We start from the raw sequence: 18,685 nt of genomic DNA on the forward strand, positions 1-18,685 counted from the left end.
CGCCCGGCCTGCTGGGATGCAGGGGCTACGACGACGAGGGGGACGGCTTGGCGGTGTTCGGGTGCGCGGACTGCGGCACGGTGCTGACGGCGGCGGTCTCGGAGGTGGCGCTGCCGATCCACCTGAGCGCCACCCACTGGGAGACGCTCCACCCGCCGCTCCTGGAGGCGGGGACCTACGCCGTCGACCCCGAGCCGAACGGACCGCCCTGGCGCCGGTGGGAGGAGGCCGTCGCGGAGGAGGCCGCCGGGCGGGGGATCTTCGCGCCGGTGGGCGCCCTGTCCGACGGACCGACGGACACCGTCCTGCTCGCCCCCGGTGACCTGCGCGGCACCGGGCTGATCCTGGAGCGCGCCGACGGCTACTGCATGGGCATCGACGGGCGGGCCGGGCCGAACCTCGCCTGCCTGGGCTGCGGGCTGCCGGTCGGCACCCGGATGGACGACTGCGGGCAGTGGCAGCTGGTCCGGCTCCTCCCGCACGCGCTGGTGCGGCTGCCCGGCCCTCCGGAGCGGCCGGTCATGGCCTGGTCGCGGCTGCCGGCCGACGGCGCGCTGTGGCACGGGCTGAGCGAGTTCCGGGACATCCCGGCGGGCGTGGCCCTCGCCCACCTGGTGGTGGCCGCCCGGGGCGGGCCGGTCGAGCCGGCGCCCGGTCCGGTCGCCGAACTCCTCGGTCCGACGATCGCCGCCCTGCTGCCCCCGGGTGCGGGTGCCAAGCGGCTGGACCTGGCCGGGCCGGGGTACGGCGAGCCGGCCGCCGACCTGCTGCTGGTGCCGGTGCACCCGCAGACCGGGGCCGTGTGGCGGCCGGGCCGCGGGGCGGTGGCGGTGCCCGTCGAGGCCTCGTTCTGGGCCGAGCTGGCCTTCCCGGTCCACCGGACCAGGCTGCCGGTGGTCGGCGGGCTGCCCGCGGGTGTGGAGCGGGACGATCCGCTGCCGCTGTTCTGGCGGTCCCGGTACTGGCCGTCGCGCGATGCCTTCCGGTACACGCTGGCGCGGATGCCCGCCGTCCGGGAGCCGTGGCTGCGGGCGGCGTCGGCCCGTGCGAGGGCTTGGTACTGAACGGCGGCGTCGACGGCCCCGAGGCCCCGAGGCACCTGGCCCGGACGCCCTGACGCCCTGACGTGCTGAGGCCCTGACGCCCTGAGGCCCCGACGCCCTGACGCCCGACGTTCTGTGGCCCCGGCGCCCGACCCCCTGAGGCCCGGACGTCACCCGGCCGCGGGGGTGTCCCGGCGGAGGCGGATCACCGGGATGTCGCGGTTCGTCTTCTTCTGGTAGCCCGCGTACGGCGGGAAGACCTCCACCAGGCCCGGCCAGACCCGCGCCTTCTCCTCGGGCGGGAGCACCTCGGCCGTGGCGGTGAAGCGTTCGGGTCCGACCCGCAGCCGGACCTCCGGATTGGCCGTCAGGTTCAGGTACCAGAGGGGGTGCTGGTCGGCGCCGCCGAGCGAGGCGACCACCAGGTAGTCCTCGCCGTCCCGGCCGTAGATCAGCACCGTCCGCCGCCACTGGCCGCTCTTCCGGCCGAGGTGGTCCAGCAGCAGGCAGGGGGCGCCCTGGATGGTGGTGCCGGCCGTTCCGCCGGACTCCTCGTAGCGGCGGGCCTGGTCGGCGACCCAGCCGGTGGGGCTGGCTGTCGGCTCGTTCTCGCTCACGCGCTGCCTCCTTGTCGGGCCGGCGCCGTGCGGCGCCCGCGGCGGCCGGGCGCCTGCCCGGCGCCCGCCGGTCCACGGTAGACCAGCGGTGCCCGGCCGGGGGTGCGGCCGCACCGGGCCGGAGCGGCCGGAGCGCGGCCGGGGCGCACCGGGGGGTGCGGGGCGGTGCGCTGAGCGGGGGTCAGGGCCGGTCCGGCCGCGCCGGCTGTCCGGCGGCGGCCACGGCGGCGTCCAGCGGGACGTCGAGCAGGGTCGTCAGCTCCGCGACCAGCGCCTCGGTGCGCGGGCTGTCCAGGCCGCCGAGCGGAGCCAGCAGTTGTCCCAGCAGCCGCTGCACGACGTCGACGGCCCGGCGGGTGGTGGCCAGCCCCTGGTCGGTCAGGGACAGGCGGACGGCCCGGGAGTCGGCCGGGTCCTTCGCGCGGTCGACCAGGCCGGCCTCCTCCAGGGCGCGGGCCAGCTTCGACACGTACAGCGCCTCCAGGCCGGTGTGCTCGGCGAGTTGGCGCTGACTGGGCTGCTGCCCGGAGCGCTGCATGCCGAGCAGGGAGGCGAGCAGCGAGTACTGCGCGTGGGTCAGGCCCAGCGGGGCGAGGGCCCGGTCGACGGCCACCCGCCACTTGGTCGACAGCCGCCAGACCAGGAAGCCGGGAGTGGGGCCCGGGGATGCCTTGCTCATGGCGGATACGGTACATGGACATTGCATACATGGCTACTAATGACCCGGTGGCCGTGGGGCGTCCCGGCGCTGGTCCTGGTCCCGGTCCCGGACCCGGCGCCGGACCCGGCGGACCGGCCGTTGGGCAGTTCGGCCGCCCGCGGTTCGGCTGCCGCGCCGCCGCGGTTCAGGACCGGCCCGGCGGCGCGTCGAAGACGCAGTCGCCGCAGATGCCGGCCCGGGGCCCGATGCGGTAGTAGAGGCAGCAGCTGGTGCGGCGGAAGGCGGGCACGGCGGCCGGCCCCGCGCAGGTCAGGGTGCCGGTGCCGGCGAGCGGGCCGAGCCCCAGCAGATCGTCCGCGAGCCGGCGGGCGGTCCGGGCGGCCTCGGGCCGGCGGGCGGCGGCCCAGCCGTGGAGCACCCGGAGCGCGCCGGCCAGGGCGGACGCCGCGTTGCCCCGGAGCAGTCCCTCCGACACCGGCACCACGGCGCGCACGGCCGCCGCGAGCGGGACCAGGTTCTCGGTCACCACGGCCCGGTACAGCAGGGCCGCCGAGGGCTGCTGCCGGGCCGGTGCCCCGGTGGTGGGCCCCGGCCGGTCGCCGGGGCGGACCGCGCCCCGCTCCTGCTCGCCGTCCGGCGGCGGGAGCCGGAGCAGCAGCGGGCCCTGCGGCGGCAGCAGGGCCTCGACGCGGTCGGGATGCAGGTCCACCGTGGTGCCGCCGAGCGCCGCGGCGCCGAGCGCCACCGACCAGAGCCGCGAGGCGAGTCCGAGCTGCAGGATGGAGGCGGCCACCCGCAACTCCGCCGTGCCCAGCCGCTCGGCGACCGCCGGGATCCGCTCGGCCAGGACGGAGCCGGGCCCGGTCGCGTACAGCTCCCGCAGCGGCCGCAGGCCGGTCGTCCGGTCCGGTTGCCCCGGGGCGCCGGTGAGGATCTCGAAGTACGGCCCGACCGCGGCCAGTCGGGCGGCGAGGTCGGCCGGGCGCGCGGCGCGGGGCTGGGTCACGGTGGTCCCCCTGGGGCGGGCCGGCGTCGTTCGTACCGGCCGATCCTACGGCGCGCGACGGCCGTCGGGGTGCGTCCGGGCGGGGCGGGCCCGGACGCACCCCGGCCGGGGCGGCCGGCGGTCAGGCCCGGCCGAAGCAGCGCCGCAGCTCGTCGAGGTCGTAGAAGTAACTGCCCTTGGCGACGGGCTTGCAGGAGGGCTTGAAGGCCGTCTCCTGCTCGTTGTAGAGCATCCGGACCAGGTACGCCGGGGACGTGCCGCCGCCCTTGCCCCGGCTGCCCGCGTAGAGGTCCCACTGGATGTTCGCGGCCATCGGGGAGACCTGCCCGCCCCGCCACTCGTCGTTCCGGTAGGTGTACGGCTCGTCCGGCGCCGCGGGCTCGGTGCTGCCGGGCAGGCCCATCAGCGCCGCGAGCGGCTCGATCTCCTCGGCGTGGGTGAAGCGCAGCACGGCCCCGTCGTGGCTGCGGCCGGCGGCCTTCGCCTCGGCCTCGGCGAACAGGTCGTCGAGCAGCGGCTGGGCCATCCGGTAGGTGATGGTGCGGCCGGCGAAGCCGGGGCCCTTCTGGTAGAACTCCTCGGCGTCGTCCAGGTAGGCGAACCACTGCGCGTCCCGGTCCGTCAGGAAGGGGCCCAGGTCGACCGCCGGCGCCTCGTCGTGGAGGTCGGGCGCGGTGCTGTACAGCTGGTGCAGGGCGCGGGCGAAGCCGATCCGGTCCTCGGCGGACATCGACGCGACGAACCCGGCGTCGAAGAGCCGCTCCGCCACGTGCCGGGCCGCCTGCCCGGTGCGCGGCCCGCCCTCGATCCGGGCGAGCACGGCCGCCAGGTCCGGGTCGTTCGCCAGGTAGGCCTGGTAGTCGGCGTTCTGCGGCTGCTTGTGGAAGTAGAGCAGGTTCTTGTCGGTGACCGGGGCCCGGACCAGCCCGGCCAGCGACGGCTGTCCCTCGGTCAGCCCCGAGGTGAACGCGTCGGCGCTGGCCACCGTCCGGGCCACCCCCGAGGTCTCCACCACGACCGGCTCCCGCTCGGCCGCGATGGTCCGGAAGAGCTCGGGCAGGCGCTGCTCCATCCGCAGTGCGGTCTCCCGGTGCTCCCGCACCCCGCGACCGGCGAGGTTGCCGTAGCCGATCGCCGAGGCGGCCCCGAGCAGGGTCCGGACCTGCGGCGCCAGCCCGGCACCGAGCCGGGTCAGCGCACCGCGCTGCTCGGCGGCCCCCAGCACCGCCAGCACCAGGTCGCCGTCCTCGCTGTCGGTCATGGCCCGGGAGCCGTGCCGGGCGACGTTCTCGGTGAAGACCGGGAGGTAGCCCCTCGGTGCCCGCTCGTACTGCTCCGGCCGGCCCTGCGGCTCGTAGGGGGTCTTGGTCCCGTACAGGTACGGGTCCCCGTCCGGGTGCCCGCCACCGTGGCCCGACCGGGCGGAGGCCGAGCCCCCGCCGAGCAGCACGGTGGCGGCGAGGGCCACCGACATGGTGGCGGAGAGTGCGGCGGAGGGTTTCACGACCGGGCCCTTCGGGAGCGGGACGACGCAGGGGGCGGGCGGAGCGCCTCGCAGCCTGTTCCCGCCCGGTGAACCGCGGGTGGCCGCCCCGCGCGCCCGCGGTGAGCCGTGGATGAACACGTACCGGAGCGGGCCCGGGCGCCCCCGGCCGACCCCGTCCGGACACCGAAGACCCCCGGACGGTCTCGCCGTCCGGGGGTCTGGGTGGACCCACGGGGTGGGGGTTGGCCTCCGGACTCAACCATCGTCCTCCGGCCGCTCAGTCCGATCGTCGACCGAGGTACCAGCGGCAGAACCTCGACCTGTCGCCACTGCCTCCTGCGGTCGAACTCCCTCGTCTACCTCGCAGGTCCACTTCCATGATGCGCCTGATCAGGGCGGGACACCAGGGGTCAATGCGGCGGATTCTTGGTGAGGAACCGCTTCAGCCGCTGCCACGTCCAGGTGTTGATCACGTCCTCCGGGGTGAGCCCGCCGCGCTGCGCCGTGCCGACGCCGTACCGGGGGTTCGCGAGCTCCCGGGCGGAGTGCGCGTCGCTGTCGATCGCGAACCGGACGCCGAGGCTCCTGGCCCGCCGGACGTGCTCGTCGCGCAGGTCGAGCCGGCGCGGGGCGCCGTTGATCTCCATCGCGGTGCCGGTCCTGGCGCAGGCCCGGAACACCTCGTCGAGGTCCACGTCGATCGGCGCCCGGCGCCCGATCAGCCGGGTGGTGGGGTGCCCGATCACGTGGACGTGCGGGTTCTCGCAGGCGCGCACCAGCCGCCGGGTCTGCGCGTCCCGGTCCAGCCCGAAGTGCGAGTGGACCGAGGCCACGCAGACGTCGAAGCCGGCCAGGAACCCGGCCGGCCAGTCCACGCCCCCGTCCGGCCCGATGTTCAGCTCGGTGCCGTGCAGGACCCGCATCCTCCGGTACCGGCCGTCGAGTTCGCGGACCAGCGCGCGCTGGGCCAGCATCTTCTCGTCGGTCATCCGCTGCATGACCAGGTCCGGGGCGTGGTCGGTGACCGCGTAGTAGGCGTAGCCGCGCGCGGCGGCCGCCGCGAGCATCTCCTCCAGCGGCGCCAGCCCGTCCGTCAAGTCGGTGTGGGTGTGCAGGTCGCCGCGCAGGTCCCGCTCGGTGACCAGCCTCGGGAGTTCGTCACGCAGGCCGGCCTCGATCTCCCCGGTGTCCTCGCGCAGCGGCGGCGCGATCCAGGGCAGCCCGAGGGCCGCGTAGACCTCCTCCTCCGAGGCGGACACCAGCTTCTCGCCGCCGGGGCCCGCCCGGAACAGCCCGTACTCCGAGAGCTTGAGCCCGGCCTCGACGGCCATCCGGCGCAGCCGGATGTTGTGCGCCTTCGAGCCGGTGAAGTACACCAGCGCCGCGCCCCAGTCCTCCGGCGGGACGACCCGGAGGTCCACCTGGACGCCCTCGGCGGTGCGCACCGAGGTCTTGGTGGCGCCGGCGACGACGACCTCGGCCACGTACGGCAGCGCGGTGAACGCCGCCATCAGCGGGGCCGAGTCCTCGGCCGTGGCCAGCACGTCGATGTCGCCGGCCGTCTCCCGCATCCGCCGCAGCGACCCGGCGTACGCGCACCGGATGCACCCGGGGACGGCGGACAGCGCCGCCACGACGTCCTCGGCCAGCGCCGTCGCCACGTCGATCCCGATCCGGCCGCCCGCCTGCCGGCGCAGCTCGATGCCCTGGAGGATCCGCTCCGCGCTGCGCTCGCCGAAGCCGGCCACCTCGCCGAGCCGGCCGGCCCGGGCCGCCTCGGCGAGTTCGTCCACCGAGCCGACGCCCAGGCCGCGGTAGAGGGCCATCGCCTTCTTGGGCCCGACGGTGGGGATGCCCATCACCTCGCGGACGCCGGACGGGATCTTCGCCCGCTGCTCCTCCAGGGCCTCGATCCGCCCGGTGCGCAGGTACTCGCCGATCTTCTCGGCCGTGGACTTCCCGACGCCCGGGATCCCCTGCAGTCCCTTCACGTCCAGTCCCGCGACGTCCTCGGGGTGGCCGCCGACCGCCCGGGCGGCCTTCTCGTAGGCGCGGGCCCGGAAGGCGTCCCCGCCGGTGATCGAGATGAGGTCCGCGTACTCCTGGAGCAGCGCCTTGACCTCGTCGTTGAGCCGGGGCATGGCGCCAAGTCTAGGTCCGCCGGGCGCTCGCGGCCGGTTCGTACCCCGCCGTTCGGCGGGTCGGAACGGGACCGCAGCCGGACGACTCCGGGGCCGGGATTCACCCAGACTGGTCCGGTACGTCACGTCCTGTTCAGGTCCGCGCACCTCGCGCCCGGTGAACTGCCGCTCCGGGCCGTGCCGCCGCCGGCGCGCAGGTCCGGAGCGGTTCGGGCCGCGTCCGAGGGGCGGGCCGGGTGCCGGGGTCCGGGAGGCCGGGTGCTTGGATACGCCGAGCGGGCCGGACGTGACCGGCCGGGGGAGTCCGGCGGTCCGGACGGAATGTTTCACAGCGACGGGGGAGCCGAGATGGCGCGGGGCAAGCGTTGGACCTTTCTGGCCCGGAGGGCCGACCGCCGGTCCGGGTGGGGTGCGCCGATAGCCGTCCCCGAGGTGTTGGCGGCTGGTGCGCCGGTCCCGGCCCCCCTCGTGCGGAACCCCGCCGGGTGCGGGGCGCCGCTCGGGCCGCCGGATCCGGCGGGGCGGGGGACGGCGCGGCAGCCGGCGGCCGGACAGGCGGCGGCGGGCGGTGCGGACGTACCGGGCCGCGGGGCGGGGCCCGGGCCGGCCGACGCGGCCCAGGCGGCCCGGCAGGCCGTCCGCACGGCGGCCGGGGGCGGGCACGTCTCCGCCGTGCGGCTGCAGCTTCCGGCGGACCTGCCGCCGGTGTCCGCGGACGGCGCGCAGCTGCGACTGGCGGTGGCCGCCCTGCTGGAGCACGCCCTGCGCCGCCGCCCGCCGGGCACGAAGGTGCTGGTCCGGGCCGAGGCGGTGGGCGGCGCGGTGGACGGGGGAGCGGGGCGGGTGGAGATCCGGGTGGCCGACCGGGGGGCGAGCCGGCCGGGCGAGGCGAAGTACTGGACGGCGGTCGAGGGCGCGGAGGGTGCCGCGCGGGCGGCGGGCGGCCGGCTGCGGGTGGAGGAGACCCCGGCCGGCGGGCTGACCTTCGTCCTGGTGCTGCCCGCGCTCGCCGCCGGCGGCCCCGGGCGGCGCGCCTGAGCGGGACCTGATCCGGCGGGCCGCGCGGGGGAGCGCCCACCCGACCGCAAACAGTTCTTTGCGAAGAGATGTTTGCAAAGAACTCTTTGCGGTCTAGGATCCTGCCATGACGGACGAAGAAGCCGGCCGGCCCGCCGGGCCGCCGCGCCCCGAGGGCGCTGTGGAGCTCGACGCCAAGGGCCTGCGGGCCCTGGCCCATCCCGTCCGGGTCCAGCTGGTCGGGCTGCTGCGGACGCACGGGCCGTCCACCGCGACCCGGCTCGCCGAACGGATGGGCCTCACCTCCGGCGCCACCAGCTACCACCTGCGCCGGCTCGCCGCCGCCGGTTTCGTCGCCGAGGACACCGGGCGCGGGAACGCGCGGGAGCGTTGGTGGCACGCGGTCCACCGGAGCACCTGGTTCACCGACACGGGCCTCGCCGACCGGGAGCCCGAGGCCGCCCTCGGCTATCTGCAGTCGATCGTCGCCGCGCACACGCGGACCGCGCAGCAGGCCCTGGACGCCCTCCCGGCCATGCCCCGCCCCTGGCGGGACGTGTTCGACCTCAACGACTGGGCGCTGCGGCTGACCCCCGAGGAGGCCACCCGGCTCGGGGCCGAACTCGTCGACCTGGTCGGCCGGTACCGGCAGGCCGGGCCGGAGGACGCGACCGCCGGGCCGGACGGCACCGGACGGGTGGCGGTGATCGTCCAGTTGCTGCCGCAGCCGGCCGAGGGCCCGGAGGCCGGCGCCGCCCCGGCGGACCCTGCCACCCCCGGCAGCCGCACCACCCTCGGCGCCCCCGGCGATCCGCTGGAGGGGCGGTGAGCGGCGGCGCGCCGGCGGTCGCCGGCATACCCGGCCGGGGCCGGACCAGGCCGCTCGCCGGGCTGCTGGCGGCGCTGGCCGTCTCGCTGACCGGCACCCGGGTCTCGGCCATCGCCCTGCCCTGGTTCGTCCTGGCCACCACCGGCAGCGCCACCCGGACGGGCCTGGTCGCGTTCTGCGAGATGACCCCGTACGTGCTGGTCAAGGCGTTCTCGGGGCCGGTGGTGGACCGGCTCGGTCCGCGCGTCGTCTCCTGGAGCACCGACGCGGTCAGCGCGGTCGCGGTGGGGCTGGTGCCACTGCTGCACAGCCAGGGCCTGCTCTCCTTCTGGGCCCTGCTCGGCCTGGTGGCGGTGGTCGGCGCGGTGCGCGGGCCGGGCGACCTGGCGAAGGAGGTGATGATCCCCGAGGCGGCCGAACGCAGCCGGGTGCCGCTGGAGCGGGCCACCGGGCTGAGCGGGGTGACCGAGCGGCTCGCCTCGACGATCGGACCGGCCGCCGGCGGCGCGCTGGTGGCGCTGCTCGGGCCCATGTCCGGGCTGGTGGTCAACGCGGTGGCCTTCGGCCTGGGGTCGGTGATCATCGCGATTGCGCTGCCGAAGGGCATGGGCCGCGCCACCGACCTGCCGCCGGCGCCCGAGGGGGAGCCGGAGCCGGGCTACTGGCGGCGCTTCGGCGAGGGGTTCACCTTCCTGCGCGGGGAGCCGCTGCTGCTGGCCGTGATCGTCATGGTCGGCGTCACCAACGTGCTGGACGCGGGCTTCATGACCGTCCTGGTGCCGGTCTGGGCCAAGGAGTCCGGGCAGGGCCCGGCCGGCATCGGCCTGGTCAGCAGCGCGTTCGGGATCGCGGCGGTGGCCGGCAGCCTGATCGCGGCGGCGGTCGCGCACCGGATGCGGCGCCGGGTGGTGTTCTTCGCCGGGTTCCTGCTGGCCGGTGCGCCGCGGTTCCTGGTGCTGGCGTTCGGCTCCCCGATGTGGGTGGTGCTGGCCGTCTTCGCGGTCGGCGGTTTCGGCTCCGGGTTCCTCAACCCGATCCTCGGCGCGATCTCCTTCGAGCGGGTGCCGGCCAGGCTGCTGGGCCGGGTCCGGGCGCTGGGCGACTCGCTCGCCTGGGCGGGCATCCCGTTCGGCGGGCTGATCGCGGGTGCGGCGGTGACGGCCGTGGGCCTGGCCCCGGCGCTGCTGGTGGCCGGCACCGCGTACTTCCTCACCACCAACCTGACCGGACTGCGCCCGGAGTGGCGGGAGATGGACCGCCTGCGCGGCCGCGGGCGGGCGGCGGACCCGGCTACGGACGAGGGTGCGGTCACGGCGGCGGGCCTCGGCCCGGCTGCGGCCCCGGCCCCGGGCGAGGTCACGGGAGCCGGGGCGGATCCCGGCGTCCCGCCCGGGCGGGCGGCGGGGACGGCCGCACCGGCCGCCCCCGCCGGCTGAGCGGGCCGGTCGCGGCGGGCGCGGGGCCGGTGTCGTCCCCCCCCCCCGCCGCCGGCCCGCCGTCCTGCCCGGCCGGTCAGGACTTGCGGGCCACGGCCCCGTAGCCCGGGGTCCACGCCTCGGCGGCCTCCGGGTCCTCCGGGCGCCACTTCGGCGGGGCGACCAGGCCCGGTTCGACCAGGTCGACGCCCTCGAAGAACCGCAGCACCTCGGCGTACGGACGCGGGCTGACCTGGGCGGCGGCCTTCTGGTAGGCGGCCTTGCCGGCCACCGAGTGCTCCGGCGGGTCGAAGTCGCCGGTGGCGTGCGAGAGGATCAGGAAGCTGCCGGGGGCGAGCGCGTCCAGCAGGGTGCGGACGATCCCGTGCGGGTCCAGCTCGTCGTCGACGAAGTGCAGTACGGCGACCAGCATCAGGGCGACCGGCTGGTCCAGGTCGATCGCCTCGCGCACCCGGGGGTCGGTGAGGATCGACTTCGGGTCGCGCAGGTCGGCCTGCAGCACGGTGGTGGCGCCGTGGCCCGGGCCGGCCATCAGCGCGCGGGCGTGGGCCAGCACGATCGGGTCGTTGTCGATGTAGACGACCTTCACGGCGGGATCGACCTGCTGGGCGACCTCGTGGGTGTTGCCCGCGGTCGGGATGCCGGTGCCGATGTCCAGGAACTGGGTGATCCCCTCGCCGGCCACGTACCGGACGGCGCGCTGCAGGAAGGCCCGGTTGGCGCGGGCGGCCGAGGGGGTCGCCGGGGCGAAGGCCAGCACCTGCTCGGCGGCGGCCCGGTCGGCGGGGAAGTGGTCCTTGCCGCCGAGGAAGTAGTTGTATATCCGGGCCGGGTGCGGGATGTCGGGCCGCAGATCGCTGGGCGGGCGGAAGTCCTCCGCCGTTCCGTCCATCCATGAGGTGTTCTCGGCCATGGCTGCCTCCGCGCTCCTTGATCACTCCCGGTCGGGATCAGGATAGGGGTGCCGGGCCCGGCGCGCGACGGCCGGTCCCGCTCCTTGGCCACGGCAACCGGCCCGAGGGGCATCGGATGTGACACGCAGTCCGTTCCCGTCGCCCGGCGTCCGCCGGAGCCGGTCCGCCGCGACGCCCCGGACGCGGCCGTCCCGCCGGACCCGGCCCGTCACGGGGACGGGCGGGTACGGCGGGACGGTGGGCCGGCGGACGGGCCGCCGGGGCCGGGTCAGTGCTGCCAGACCCGGACGTAGTCGACCTGCATGTCGGCGGGGGCCACGATCTGGCCGCCCTCCGGGCTGACCGCGTTGTTCAGGATCAGGTACTGCGGCGAGGAGCTGATGCCGGTCGTGATCTGGCCGACCTGCTTGCCGTCGTAGTAGTACGTGACCGAGCCCGGCTTCCACTCCGCGCCGTAGGTGTGCCAGCCGGAGTAGTTGCCCGGCGTGCAGCCGCCGGGGCCGCCGGAGGGCGAGTGGTAGTGGTAGCAGGCGTCGCCGCCCAGGCCCTCCATGATGTCCATCTCACCGTCGGTGGGCCAGTTCTGGCCGTCGGTCCAGAAGGCCGGCCAGTTGGCGATCGTGGTGCCGGCGGCCGGCAGGTAGATCCTGGCCTCGAAGGCGCCGTAGGTGAACTGGGCCTTGCCGTTGGACTGCACCATGCCCGAGCGGTACGGGTAGGTCTTGCCGTTGGCGACGGTGTCCTGCTTGGCGGTGGTCAGGTGCAGCGAGCCGCCGCCGACGCTCACCTGGGACGGGGCGTAGGCCGCCGTCTCCGAGCCGGTGACCGGGGGCGTGGTGCAGGTCGGGCAGCCGAGCCAGTTGGGGGTCCACTTGGAGCTGTCCAGGCTGCTGCTGTTGAACTCGTCCGCGAAGACCGGGCGCCAGCTGCCGGCGATGCCGAGCGGGCCGCCGGCTGCGGGGGAGGAGGAGGCGCTCGGGCTCGGCGTCGGCGTCAGGGTGGGCGTCGGCGTCGGAGTGGGCGTCGCCGTCGCGCTGGGGGTGGGCTTCGGCGTGGCCGTCGGCGACGGGGTGAGGGTCGGCGAGGGGCTCGGCTTCGGGGTCGCCGTGGCGGACGGGCTGGGCGTCGCCGTCGCGCTGGGCGTGGGCTTCGGCGTGGCCGTCGGCGTCGGCGTGCTGGTCGGGGTCGGCGTCGGGGCGGGCGCGACGGCGCCCGAGGTGAAGGTGCCGACCGGGGTCAGGTTCTTCCAGACGCCGCCGGCCTTGTAGGCGACGAAGTAGGTGTACTTGCCCGCCGGGAAGGTCCGGCTGTCGGGCTTGAACGTCGTCTGCGAGGTACCCAGCGTGGTCTGGATCGCCCCGGGGAAGTCGTAGTTGGCGCCGTTGGCGGCCCGGACGGCGACGGTCAGGCTCTGCAGGCTGATCCGCTTGCCGGCGTGGACCTTGGCGGTCGCGGTCACCGGGGCGGTGGCCGAGGGCGTGTCCGTGGAGAGCGTCAGCGAGTCGACGACCACGGGGAGCGTCGCGGCCTGGGACTGGACCGCCCAGACGGCGGCACCGGTGGCCACGGTCGCGGTGGCGAGCCCGGCGGCGGCCGCGCGCTTCCAGGCGGCCGGCTTGCTGCGGCGGTGTTTCGCGTGATTGATCATGCTGTGGGGGAACCTTTCCTACCCCCCCTCAACGTGGCAGGCCCCACCCGCGGCAGGAGCGGATGAGAGCCCGATGAAGGTGGAGCCTGCGGTAAGCAGCTGGTCCCGCGCAACCGCCGGAATTGGCGCATGCCGCCCACCGGGCGGCTCGTTCGCCGACAAAGTGCCTGGTGGGCGCGGGTGCGGTGGACGCCTCGCGGGCCGATGTGACCTCGGGCACAGGTGAGACACCCCACAGCCCGCGCCCGCCCGCCGCGAGGGCCCCGGCAGGGCCCGGGCCCGTGTGCGGGCCGCCTCCCGGCCGCTGTCCGCACCGGCCCCGGCGACCGCGCGGCGGGCCGGTCAGGGCAGCGACCGGCCCGGCACCTGGGTGGGGCCGGAGGCGTACGTCGGCGGCGGGGTCCGGCCCGCCGCGGCGCGCCAGACGTCGGACAGCTCGGCGGGGAAGAGCCGGCCGCTGCGCACCAGGACCACCCCGGGCGCGAGCTCCAGCTCGTCCCCGGGCCGGAACCCCTGCTCGGTCCGCGGGGGCAGCGGCTGCCAGAGCCCGAGCCGCCCGCGCCGGTCGGCCCGCCGGACCCGGGTGCCGTAGGTGCTGACGTCCTCGACCCGGACGGTGCCCTGCCGCACCGAGACGCCGAGGTGCCGGCGGCTGACCCGGGCCGCGCGCTCGGCCGGGAGCAGGGCGTGCAGCGCGATGCCGTCGGTGCCGGGGCTCCGCCCGACGACGGTCAGCGAGCCCTCGTCCAGCGTGTAGCGGGCCACGCAGACGCCGTCGAGCACCGCCTTGAGCTGCGCCGTCCCGGTGCGGGGCCCGGCCTCCAGCAGCGCCGTGCCGTGCAGTTCGCAGGTGGGCACCCCGCGCCGCATCCGCGGCAGCAGGATCCGCCCGCCGCTGCGGGTGTCGTAGAGCGAGCAGCGCCGCTCGGGGCAGCTCCAGGAGCGCCGGACCACCTCGGCCAGCGGGGTCCGGCGGGCGTCCAGCAGGCCCTGCTTCTTCAGGGCGTCGAGCTCCAGCCGGCGGGAGATCTCCACCGCGCTGCGGTGGCCCATGTCCAGCGGGACGAGCACCACCACGCCGGGCCCGGGCAGCCGGCCGTGCCGCCGCTCGGGCTTGAGGAACTGCCAGGTGTTGCCCTGGAGCCAGGGGTGCTCGTCCCGGGAGGAGGCGTAGTGGTCGCCGGTGACGACCCGGGTGCCGGTCATCCCGGCGATCTCCAGCACCCGTTCGTCGGCGTCGCCGACCTCTTCCACCAGGCCCTCCGCGACCCAGTGCCGCAGCAGCCGGACGTCCTCGGGATCGCCGAACTCCCGCGCCCCGGCCAGCAGACTGCGGTCGGCCACCAGGTAGAGCGTCACCCCGGGATCCCCGGTCAGCGTCACCAGCGCCTTGACGACCAGCTCCAGGCGGCGCAGGGAGCGGGCGGCCGTCCCGCCGAGCGCGGTGTCCCGGACGATGTTGGAGAGGTCCACCAGGTAGTCGGCCCGGTCCGCCGAGGCTGTCAGGTGCTTCTCCACCGCGTCTCCAACCGTTCGCTGACGATGCGTCATGCCGGGCCCGGACGGCGGACCGCCGGTCACAGCGCACTGTACGCCGCCCGGTCCGGCGCGCGGGCGTCCTCCGGCCGGACCGGCCTGCCGCCGGGTCAGGGAATCCGCTGCCGCCGTCGGTGCGGCCCAGTAGCATCACTCTGCGATCAGACCGGGGAGGGCGATCACATCAACGGCATGGGCGACGCAAGGTACTTGAAACCGCTGGGGCCCGACGACCCGCAGGAGCTGGCGGGTTATCCCCTGCTGGCCCGGCTGGGGGCGGGCGGGATGGGGGTGGTGTACCTCTCCTACACCCGTGGCCGGCAGCCCGTCGCGCTCAAGGTGATCCGCAACGAGTACACCCTGGACGCGGAGTTCCGCCGGCGCTTCCAGCACGAGGTGCGGGCCGCCCGCCAGGTCTCGGGGTACCACATCGTGCCGGTGGTGGATCACGACACCACGGGTGAACGGCCCTGGCTGGCCTCCTCCTTCGTGGCCGGCCTGGCCCTGGACGAGGCCCTCGACGAGGGCGGGCCGCTGCCGGTGGCCACCACCCTGCAACTGGTCGGCGCGGTGGCGGAGGCGCTGCGGGCCATCCACGCGGCCGGGGTGATCCACCGTGACCTCAAGCCGAGCAACATCCTGCTCGGCGCCGACGGGCCCTGGGTGATCGACTTCGGCATCGCCCGCGCCGCCGACTCCACCAGGCTCACCCGTAGCGGCGGGCTGATCGGCACCCCGGAGTTCATGTCGCCGGAGCACGCCGGCGGCGAGCCGCTGACCCCGGCCAGCGACATCTTCTCGCTGGCCCTGGTCGCGGCGGTGGCCGCCACCGGCCGGCACCCGTACGGCAGCGGCGGCACCATCACGCTGGTCGCGAAGATCGTCAACACCGCCTTCCGGCCGCCGGAACTCGGTGGGTACCCGGAGCCGCTGCGGGGCATCCTGGAGCGCTGCCTGGCCGCCGACCCGGCCGACCGGCCGACGGCGGGCGAGCTGGCCGGGCTCTGCGCGGAGGCGGTCGGCCAGGTGCCGCACGACTTCGCCGGCTGGCTGCCGGAGCCGGTGCTGGCCGAGATCGCCCGCCGGGCCGGAATCGCACGGGAGGCCCAGGCCGCGGCCGTCCGGGCGGACACCCCCGGGGGCGTCCCGCTGGACGCGCCCGCGGACGCACCGGTCACGCTCCCCCCTGCGAGCGTCCCGCCGGCCGCTTCGCCGAGCGCCCCGGCGCGGTCCGGGCCGTCCGGGAGCGTGCCCTCGACGGGCTCACCGCAGACCGGCCCGCCCGCGACGGTCCCGCCGCCGGCCCACCCGCCGCAGCCCGGGCCGCCCGCCCGCCCGCCGCAGCAGCAGACGCCGGACCGTCCCGCTGCGCCGCCGCGACAGCCGGCGCCGCAGTACGAGGCACTGCAGCACCAGGCACCGCCGTACCAGGCGCCACAGCACCAGGTACCGCCGTACCAGGCCCCGGCGCCCGCCCACCAGCAGCAGCCCGGGCCGTACCCGCCCCCGTACCCCGGCGGTCCCGTCCCGCCGGTCGCCGGGCCGGCCGGGGTCTCGCCGGCCCCCGGGGGGAACCGGAAGGTCCGGCTGGCGCTGGCCGCCGTGGTGGCGGCGGTGGTCGCGGTCTCGGCCGTGGGCTGGATCGTGAGCCAGGGGGACAAGGGCGGCGACCCGTCCGCCCGGGAGACCAAGGCCCCCGCGGCGGGCGCGAGCACCGGCGGCCCGGCCTCGCCCGGCGGGGACGGCAAGCCCGGAGGGGACGCGGCGAAGCCCGTCACCTACACGCTCAAGTTCCAGGACAAGCCACTGACCGTCAACGGATCCGGCCACTCGCTCTACACCACGGTCGACTTCGACGCGCCCAAGGTGAAGAGCGGCCAGGACGTGTACGAGGAGGAGTGGGAGTACTTCCAGGCCGCCGACAAGAGCGAGCTGGTCTTCGAGGAGGGCACCGGCAAGAGCGCCGGCCGCACCCCCGAGCAGTGCCGGGAGGCCGCCGACGGCGCCCCGCTGCGCAGCCCGGTCACCATGAAGCAGCTGCCCGGGGTGATGCCCGTCGGCTCCCTGCTGTGCACCGTCACCACCAAGGGTGACCTCGCCATGCTGGAGATCACCGCGCTCAACCCGACCGACGAGTTCTACGAGATCGTCGGCAAGCTGACGGTCTGGTCGCTGCCCGGCTGACCGCATCGTCGCAGACGCCCGGCCCGCCCCGGCCGGCCGGGCGTCTGCGACGATGCGGAGCATGGACGCAGCTCGTACGGGTGAGGCGATCGTGGTGGGCTCGGGCCCCAACGGGCTGGCGGCGGCGCTGGTGCTGGCCCGGGAGGGGATCGCCGTCACGGTGCTGGAGGCCGAGGCGGAGATCGGCGGCGGCACCAGGTCGGGGGAGCTGACCGTCCCCGGCCTCCTGCACGACCACTGCTCGGCGGTGCACCCGCTGGGCGTCGGCTCGCCGTTCCTGCGCTCGGCCGGCCTGGAGAAGTACGGTGTCGAGTGGTGCCGGCCGGAGATCGACCTCGCCCATCCGCTGGACGCCGCCCCGGCCGGCGTGGTCGTCCGCCCGGTCGGCCTGACGGCGGCAGGGCTCGGGGCGGACGGCCCGGCCTGGCAGCGGCTGTTCGGGCCGCTGACCGCCGGCTTCGACGAGCTGGCCGAGGACGTCCTGCGGCCCGCTCTCCGGGTGCCCCGGCACCCGCTGCGGACGGCGGGCTTCGGACTGCGCGCGCTCCGGCCCGCCGACCTGACGGCCCGGCGCTTTTGCACCGATCAGGCCCGCGCGCTGTTCGCCGGCGCCGCCGCGCACGCCATGCAGCCGCTGAACCGTCCGATGACCTCGGCCTTCGCCCTGATGCTGCTCACCGCCGGGCACCGGTTCGGCTGGCCGGTGGCCCGGGGCGGCTCCCGTACCGTCACGGACGCCTTGGCCGCCGCGCTCCGGGAGCTCGGCGGCAGGATCGAGACCGGCGTGCGGGTCCGGTCGCTGGACGAGTTGCCGCCGGTCGCCACCGTGATGCTGGACGTGGCGCCGGGCGCGGCCGCGGACATCTGCGGGGAGCTGATGCCCACCCGGGTGCGGCGCGCCTACCGGCGCTGGCAGTACGGGCCCGGCGCCTTCAAGCTCGACCTCGCGGTCGAGGGCGGCGTGCCGTGGACCGACGAGGCGTGCCGCCGGGCCGGCACCGTGCACGTGGGCGGCACCCTGGAGGAGATCGCCTTCGCCGAACGGGAGGTGCACGCCGGCCGGATGCCCCGGCGCCCGTTCGTCCTGGTCTCGCAGCAGTACCTCGCCGACCCCGGCCGCTCGGCCGGCGACGTGCACCCGGTCTGGGTGTACGCGCACGTGCCGCACGGCTACCAGGGCGACGCCACCGATACGGTGCTGGACCAGGTGGAGCGCTTCGCGCCCGGGCTCCGGGACCGGATCGTCGCCCTGGCCGGCCGTTCGCCGGCCGGGATGGAGCGGCACAACGCCAACTACGTCGGGGGTGACATCGGCACCGGCGCCAACACGCTCCGGCAGACCCTGCTGCGGCCGCGGGCCGCCCTCGACCCCTACCGCACCGGCGTCCCGGGGGTCTACCTGTGCTCGGCGGCGACCCCGCCCGGCGGCGGGGTGCACGGGATGTGCGGGTTCAACGCGGCCCGCTCCGCCCTGCGCGGCCTGGGACTCGCCGGGCGGTGAGCAGGGTGGCGCCGGGGCGGCCGTCCTGACGCACCCACCACAGCAGCAGCACGCTGACCAGCGCCGCCAGCGCGCACCAGGCCGAGGCGAAGGCCAGCCGCCAGAGCAGCACGCCCGCCAGTGCGCCGGCGCCGGTCAGCACGCCGAGCAGCCGCAGCACCCGGTCGCCGCTGAGCAGCAGCGAGCCCACCGTGCTGAGCAGGTACCCGGCGATCAGCACCGGCGCGAACGGGACGCCGACCGCGTACGACAGCGCGTGCCCGTCGGCCTCCGCGGTGACGGGGTGCACCGCGACGGCCACCGCCAGCGCCGCGGCGACCAGGACCCCGAGCACGGCCAGGGCCGTCCGCCGCCCGCGCCCCCGCGCACCGGGGACGGCGCGCAGGACGCCGACCGGTACCAGGGCGGGCAGCAGCGGCAGGGCGATCACCGCCCAGGCGGTGCGGGCCCACTGCGCGGGCCCGGGCCCGATCCGGCCGTCGACGCCGAGCCAGACCGCCGACTCGATCAGCTGGTGCACCCCCAGCACCAGCGGGAGGGCGGCCAGCGGCAGCTGACCGGCCCGCCGGACCTGCGCCAGGCAGGCCAGGCCGAAGCCGCTGACGACGACACCCGCCACCAGGTCGGCCTCGGCGCTCCAGCACATCGGGGGCCTCCAGGGGGTGG

Annotated in this window: 15 protein-coding genes; 6 read left to right on the forward strand and 9 right to left on the reverse strand. The window is 76.4% G+C overall.

What is annotated here, in order from left to right:
- Positions 1 to 53: 53 nt before the first annotated feature.
- Positions 54 to 1,064: a hypothetical protein gene (locus tag IE329_RS23470; protein WP_308438396.1), complete on the forward strand. Its 1,011-nt coding sequence runs from the start codon at positions 54 to 56 to the stop codon at positions 1,062 to 1,064.
- 149 nt (positions 1,065 to 1,213) lie between these two features.
- Here the strand turns inward: IE329_RS23470 and IE329_RS23475 are convergent, their stop codons facing one another.
- From IE329_RS23475 to polX, 5 genes are all read right to left on the reverse strand, one after another.
- On the reverse strand, positions 1,214 to 1,660 hold the full coding sequence (locus tag IE329_RS23475) for a nitroreductase family deazaflavin-dependent oxidoreductase (protein ID WP_190212938.1): 447 nt from the start codon (positions 1,658 to 1,660) through the stop codon (positions 1,214 to 1,216).
- A gap of 181 nt (positions 1,661 to 1,841) precedes the next feature.
- Positions 1,842 to 2,339, reverse strand: a complete 498-nt coding sequence (locus IE329_RS23480) for a MarR family winged helix-turn-helix transcriptional regulator (RefSeq protein ID WP_190212939.1) — start codon at positions 2,337 to 2,339, stop codon at positions 1,842 to 1,844.
- Positions 2,340 to 2,505: 166 nt separating this feature from the next.
- Positions 2,506 to 3,327, reverse strand: coding sequence for a (2Fe-2S)-binding protein (locus IE329_RS23485; protein WP_190212940.1), 822 nt, complete (start codon positions 3,325 to 3,327; stop codon positions 2,506 to 2,508).
- A 121-nt stretch (positions 3,328 to 3,448) separates the two neighbouring features.
- Entirely contained in the window at positions 3,449 to 4,831 is a 1,383-nt protein-coding gene (locus IE329_RS23490) for a histidine-type phosphatase (protein WP_229927692.1), read from the reverse strand.
- Positions 4,832 to 5,223: 392 nt separating this feature from the next.
- The gene (polX, locus tag IE329_RS23495; RefSeq protein ID WP_190212941.1) at positions 5,224 to 6,954 is read right to left on the reverse strand and encodes a DNA polymerase/3'-5' exonuclease PolX; all 1,731 of its coding nucleotides are present in this window, start codon (positions 6,952 to 6,954) and stop codon (positions 5,224 to 5,226) included.
- 672 nt (positions 6,955 to 7,626) lie between these two features.
- On the opposite strand from polX, the gene IE329_RS23500 reads away from it, so the two are divergent.
- From IE329_RS23500 to IE329_RS23510, 3 genes are all read left to right on the forward strand, one after another.
- The gene (locus IE329_RS23500) at positions 7,627 to 7,992 is read left to right on the forward strand and encodes a histidine kinase (RefSeq protein ID WP_190212942.1); all 366 of its coding nucleotides are present in this window, start codon (positions 7,627 to 7,629) and stop codon (positions 7,990 to 7,992) included.
- Between the two features lie 106 nt (positions 7,993 to 8,098).
- A complete protein-coding gene (locus tag IE329_RS23505; RefSeq protein ID WP_190212943.1) occupies positions 8,099 to 8,800 on the forward strand; it encodes an ArsR/SmtB family transcription factor in 702 nt (233 codons plus the stop codon).
- Entirely contained in the window at positions 8,797 to 10,236 is a 1,440-nt protein-coding gene (locus IE329_RS23510; RefSeq protein WP_190212944.1) for an MFS transporter, read from the forward strand. The genes IE329_RS23505 and IE329_RS23510 overlap by 4 nt, the downstream gene beginning before the upstream one ends.
- A gap of 76 nt (positions 10,237 to 10,312) precedes the next feature.
- On the opposite strand, the gene IE329_RS23515 is transcribed toward IE329_RS23510, so the two are convergent.
- The 3 genes from IE329_RS23515 to IE329_RS23525 all read right to left on the reverse strand — a co-directional run bounded on the left by IE329_RS23515 (position 10,313) and on the right by IE329_RS23525 (position 14,316).
- Positions 10,313 to 11,149 carry an SAM-dependent methyltransferase gene (locus tag IE329_RS23515; RefSeq protein ID WP_190212945.1) on the reverse strand — a complete coding sequence of 279 codons (837 nt, stop codon included), beginning with the start codon at positions 11,147 to 11,149 and terminating at the stop codon, positions 10,313 to 10,315.
- A 269-nt stretch (positions 11,150 to 11,418) separates the two neighbouring features.
- Positions 11,419 to 12,798 (reverse strand): glycoside hydrolase family 16 protein, encoded by a 1,380-nt coding sequence (locus IE329_RS23520; RefSeq protein ID WP_190212946.1) that lies wholly within the window; start codon positions 12,796 to 12,798, stop codon positions 11,419 to 11,421.
- Between the two features lie 342 nt (positions 12,799 to 13,140).
- A complete protein-coding gene (locus tag IE329_RS23525; protein ID WP_229927693.1) occupies positions 13,141 to 14,316 on the reverse strand; it encodes an FHA domain-containing protein in 1,176 nt (391 codons plus the stop codon).
- A gap of 210 nt (positions 14,317 to 14,526) precedes the next feature.
- Here IE329_RS23525 and IE329_RS23530 point away from each other — a divergent pair, with 210 nt between their 5' ends.
- Positions 14,527 to 16,518: a serine/threonine-protein kinase gene (locus IE329_RS23530; RefSeq protein ID WP_190212948.1), complete on the forward strand. Its 1,992-nt coding sequence runs from the start codon at positions 14,527 to 14,529 to the stop codon at positions 16,516 to 16,518.
- A 61-nt stretch (positions 16,519 to 16,579) separates the two neighbouring features.
- Positions 16,580 to 18,019 carry a phytoene desaturase family protein gene (locus tag IE329_RS23535; protein ID WP_190212949.1) on the forward strand — a complete coding sequence of 480 codons (1,440 nt, stop codon included), beginning with the start codon at positions 16,580 to 16,582 and terminating at the stop codon, positions 18,017 to 18,019.
- On the opposite strand, the gene IE329_RS23540 is transcribed toward IE329_RS23535, so the two are convergent.
- Positions 17,970 to 18,665 (reverse strand): DUF6629 family protein, encoded by a 696-nt coding sequence (locus IE329_RS23540; RefSeq protein ID WP_190212950.1) that lies wholly within the window; start codon positions 18,663 to 18,665, stop codon positions 17,970 to 17,972. The genes IE329_RS23535 and IE329_RS23540 overlap by 50 nt on opposite strands.
- Between the last annotated feature and the right edge of the window lie 20 nt (positions 18,666 to 18,685).

Origin of the sequence: Kitasatospora indigofera (assembly GCF_014655955.1) — a bacterium.
GTDB lineage: Bacteria > Actinomycetota > Actinomycetes > Streptomycetales > Streptomycetaceae > Kitasatospora > Kitasatospora indigofera.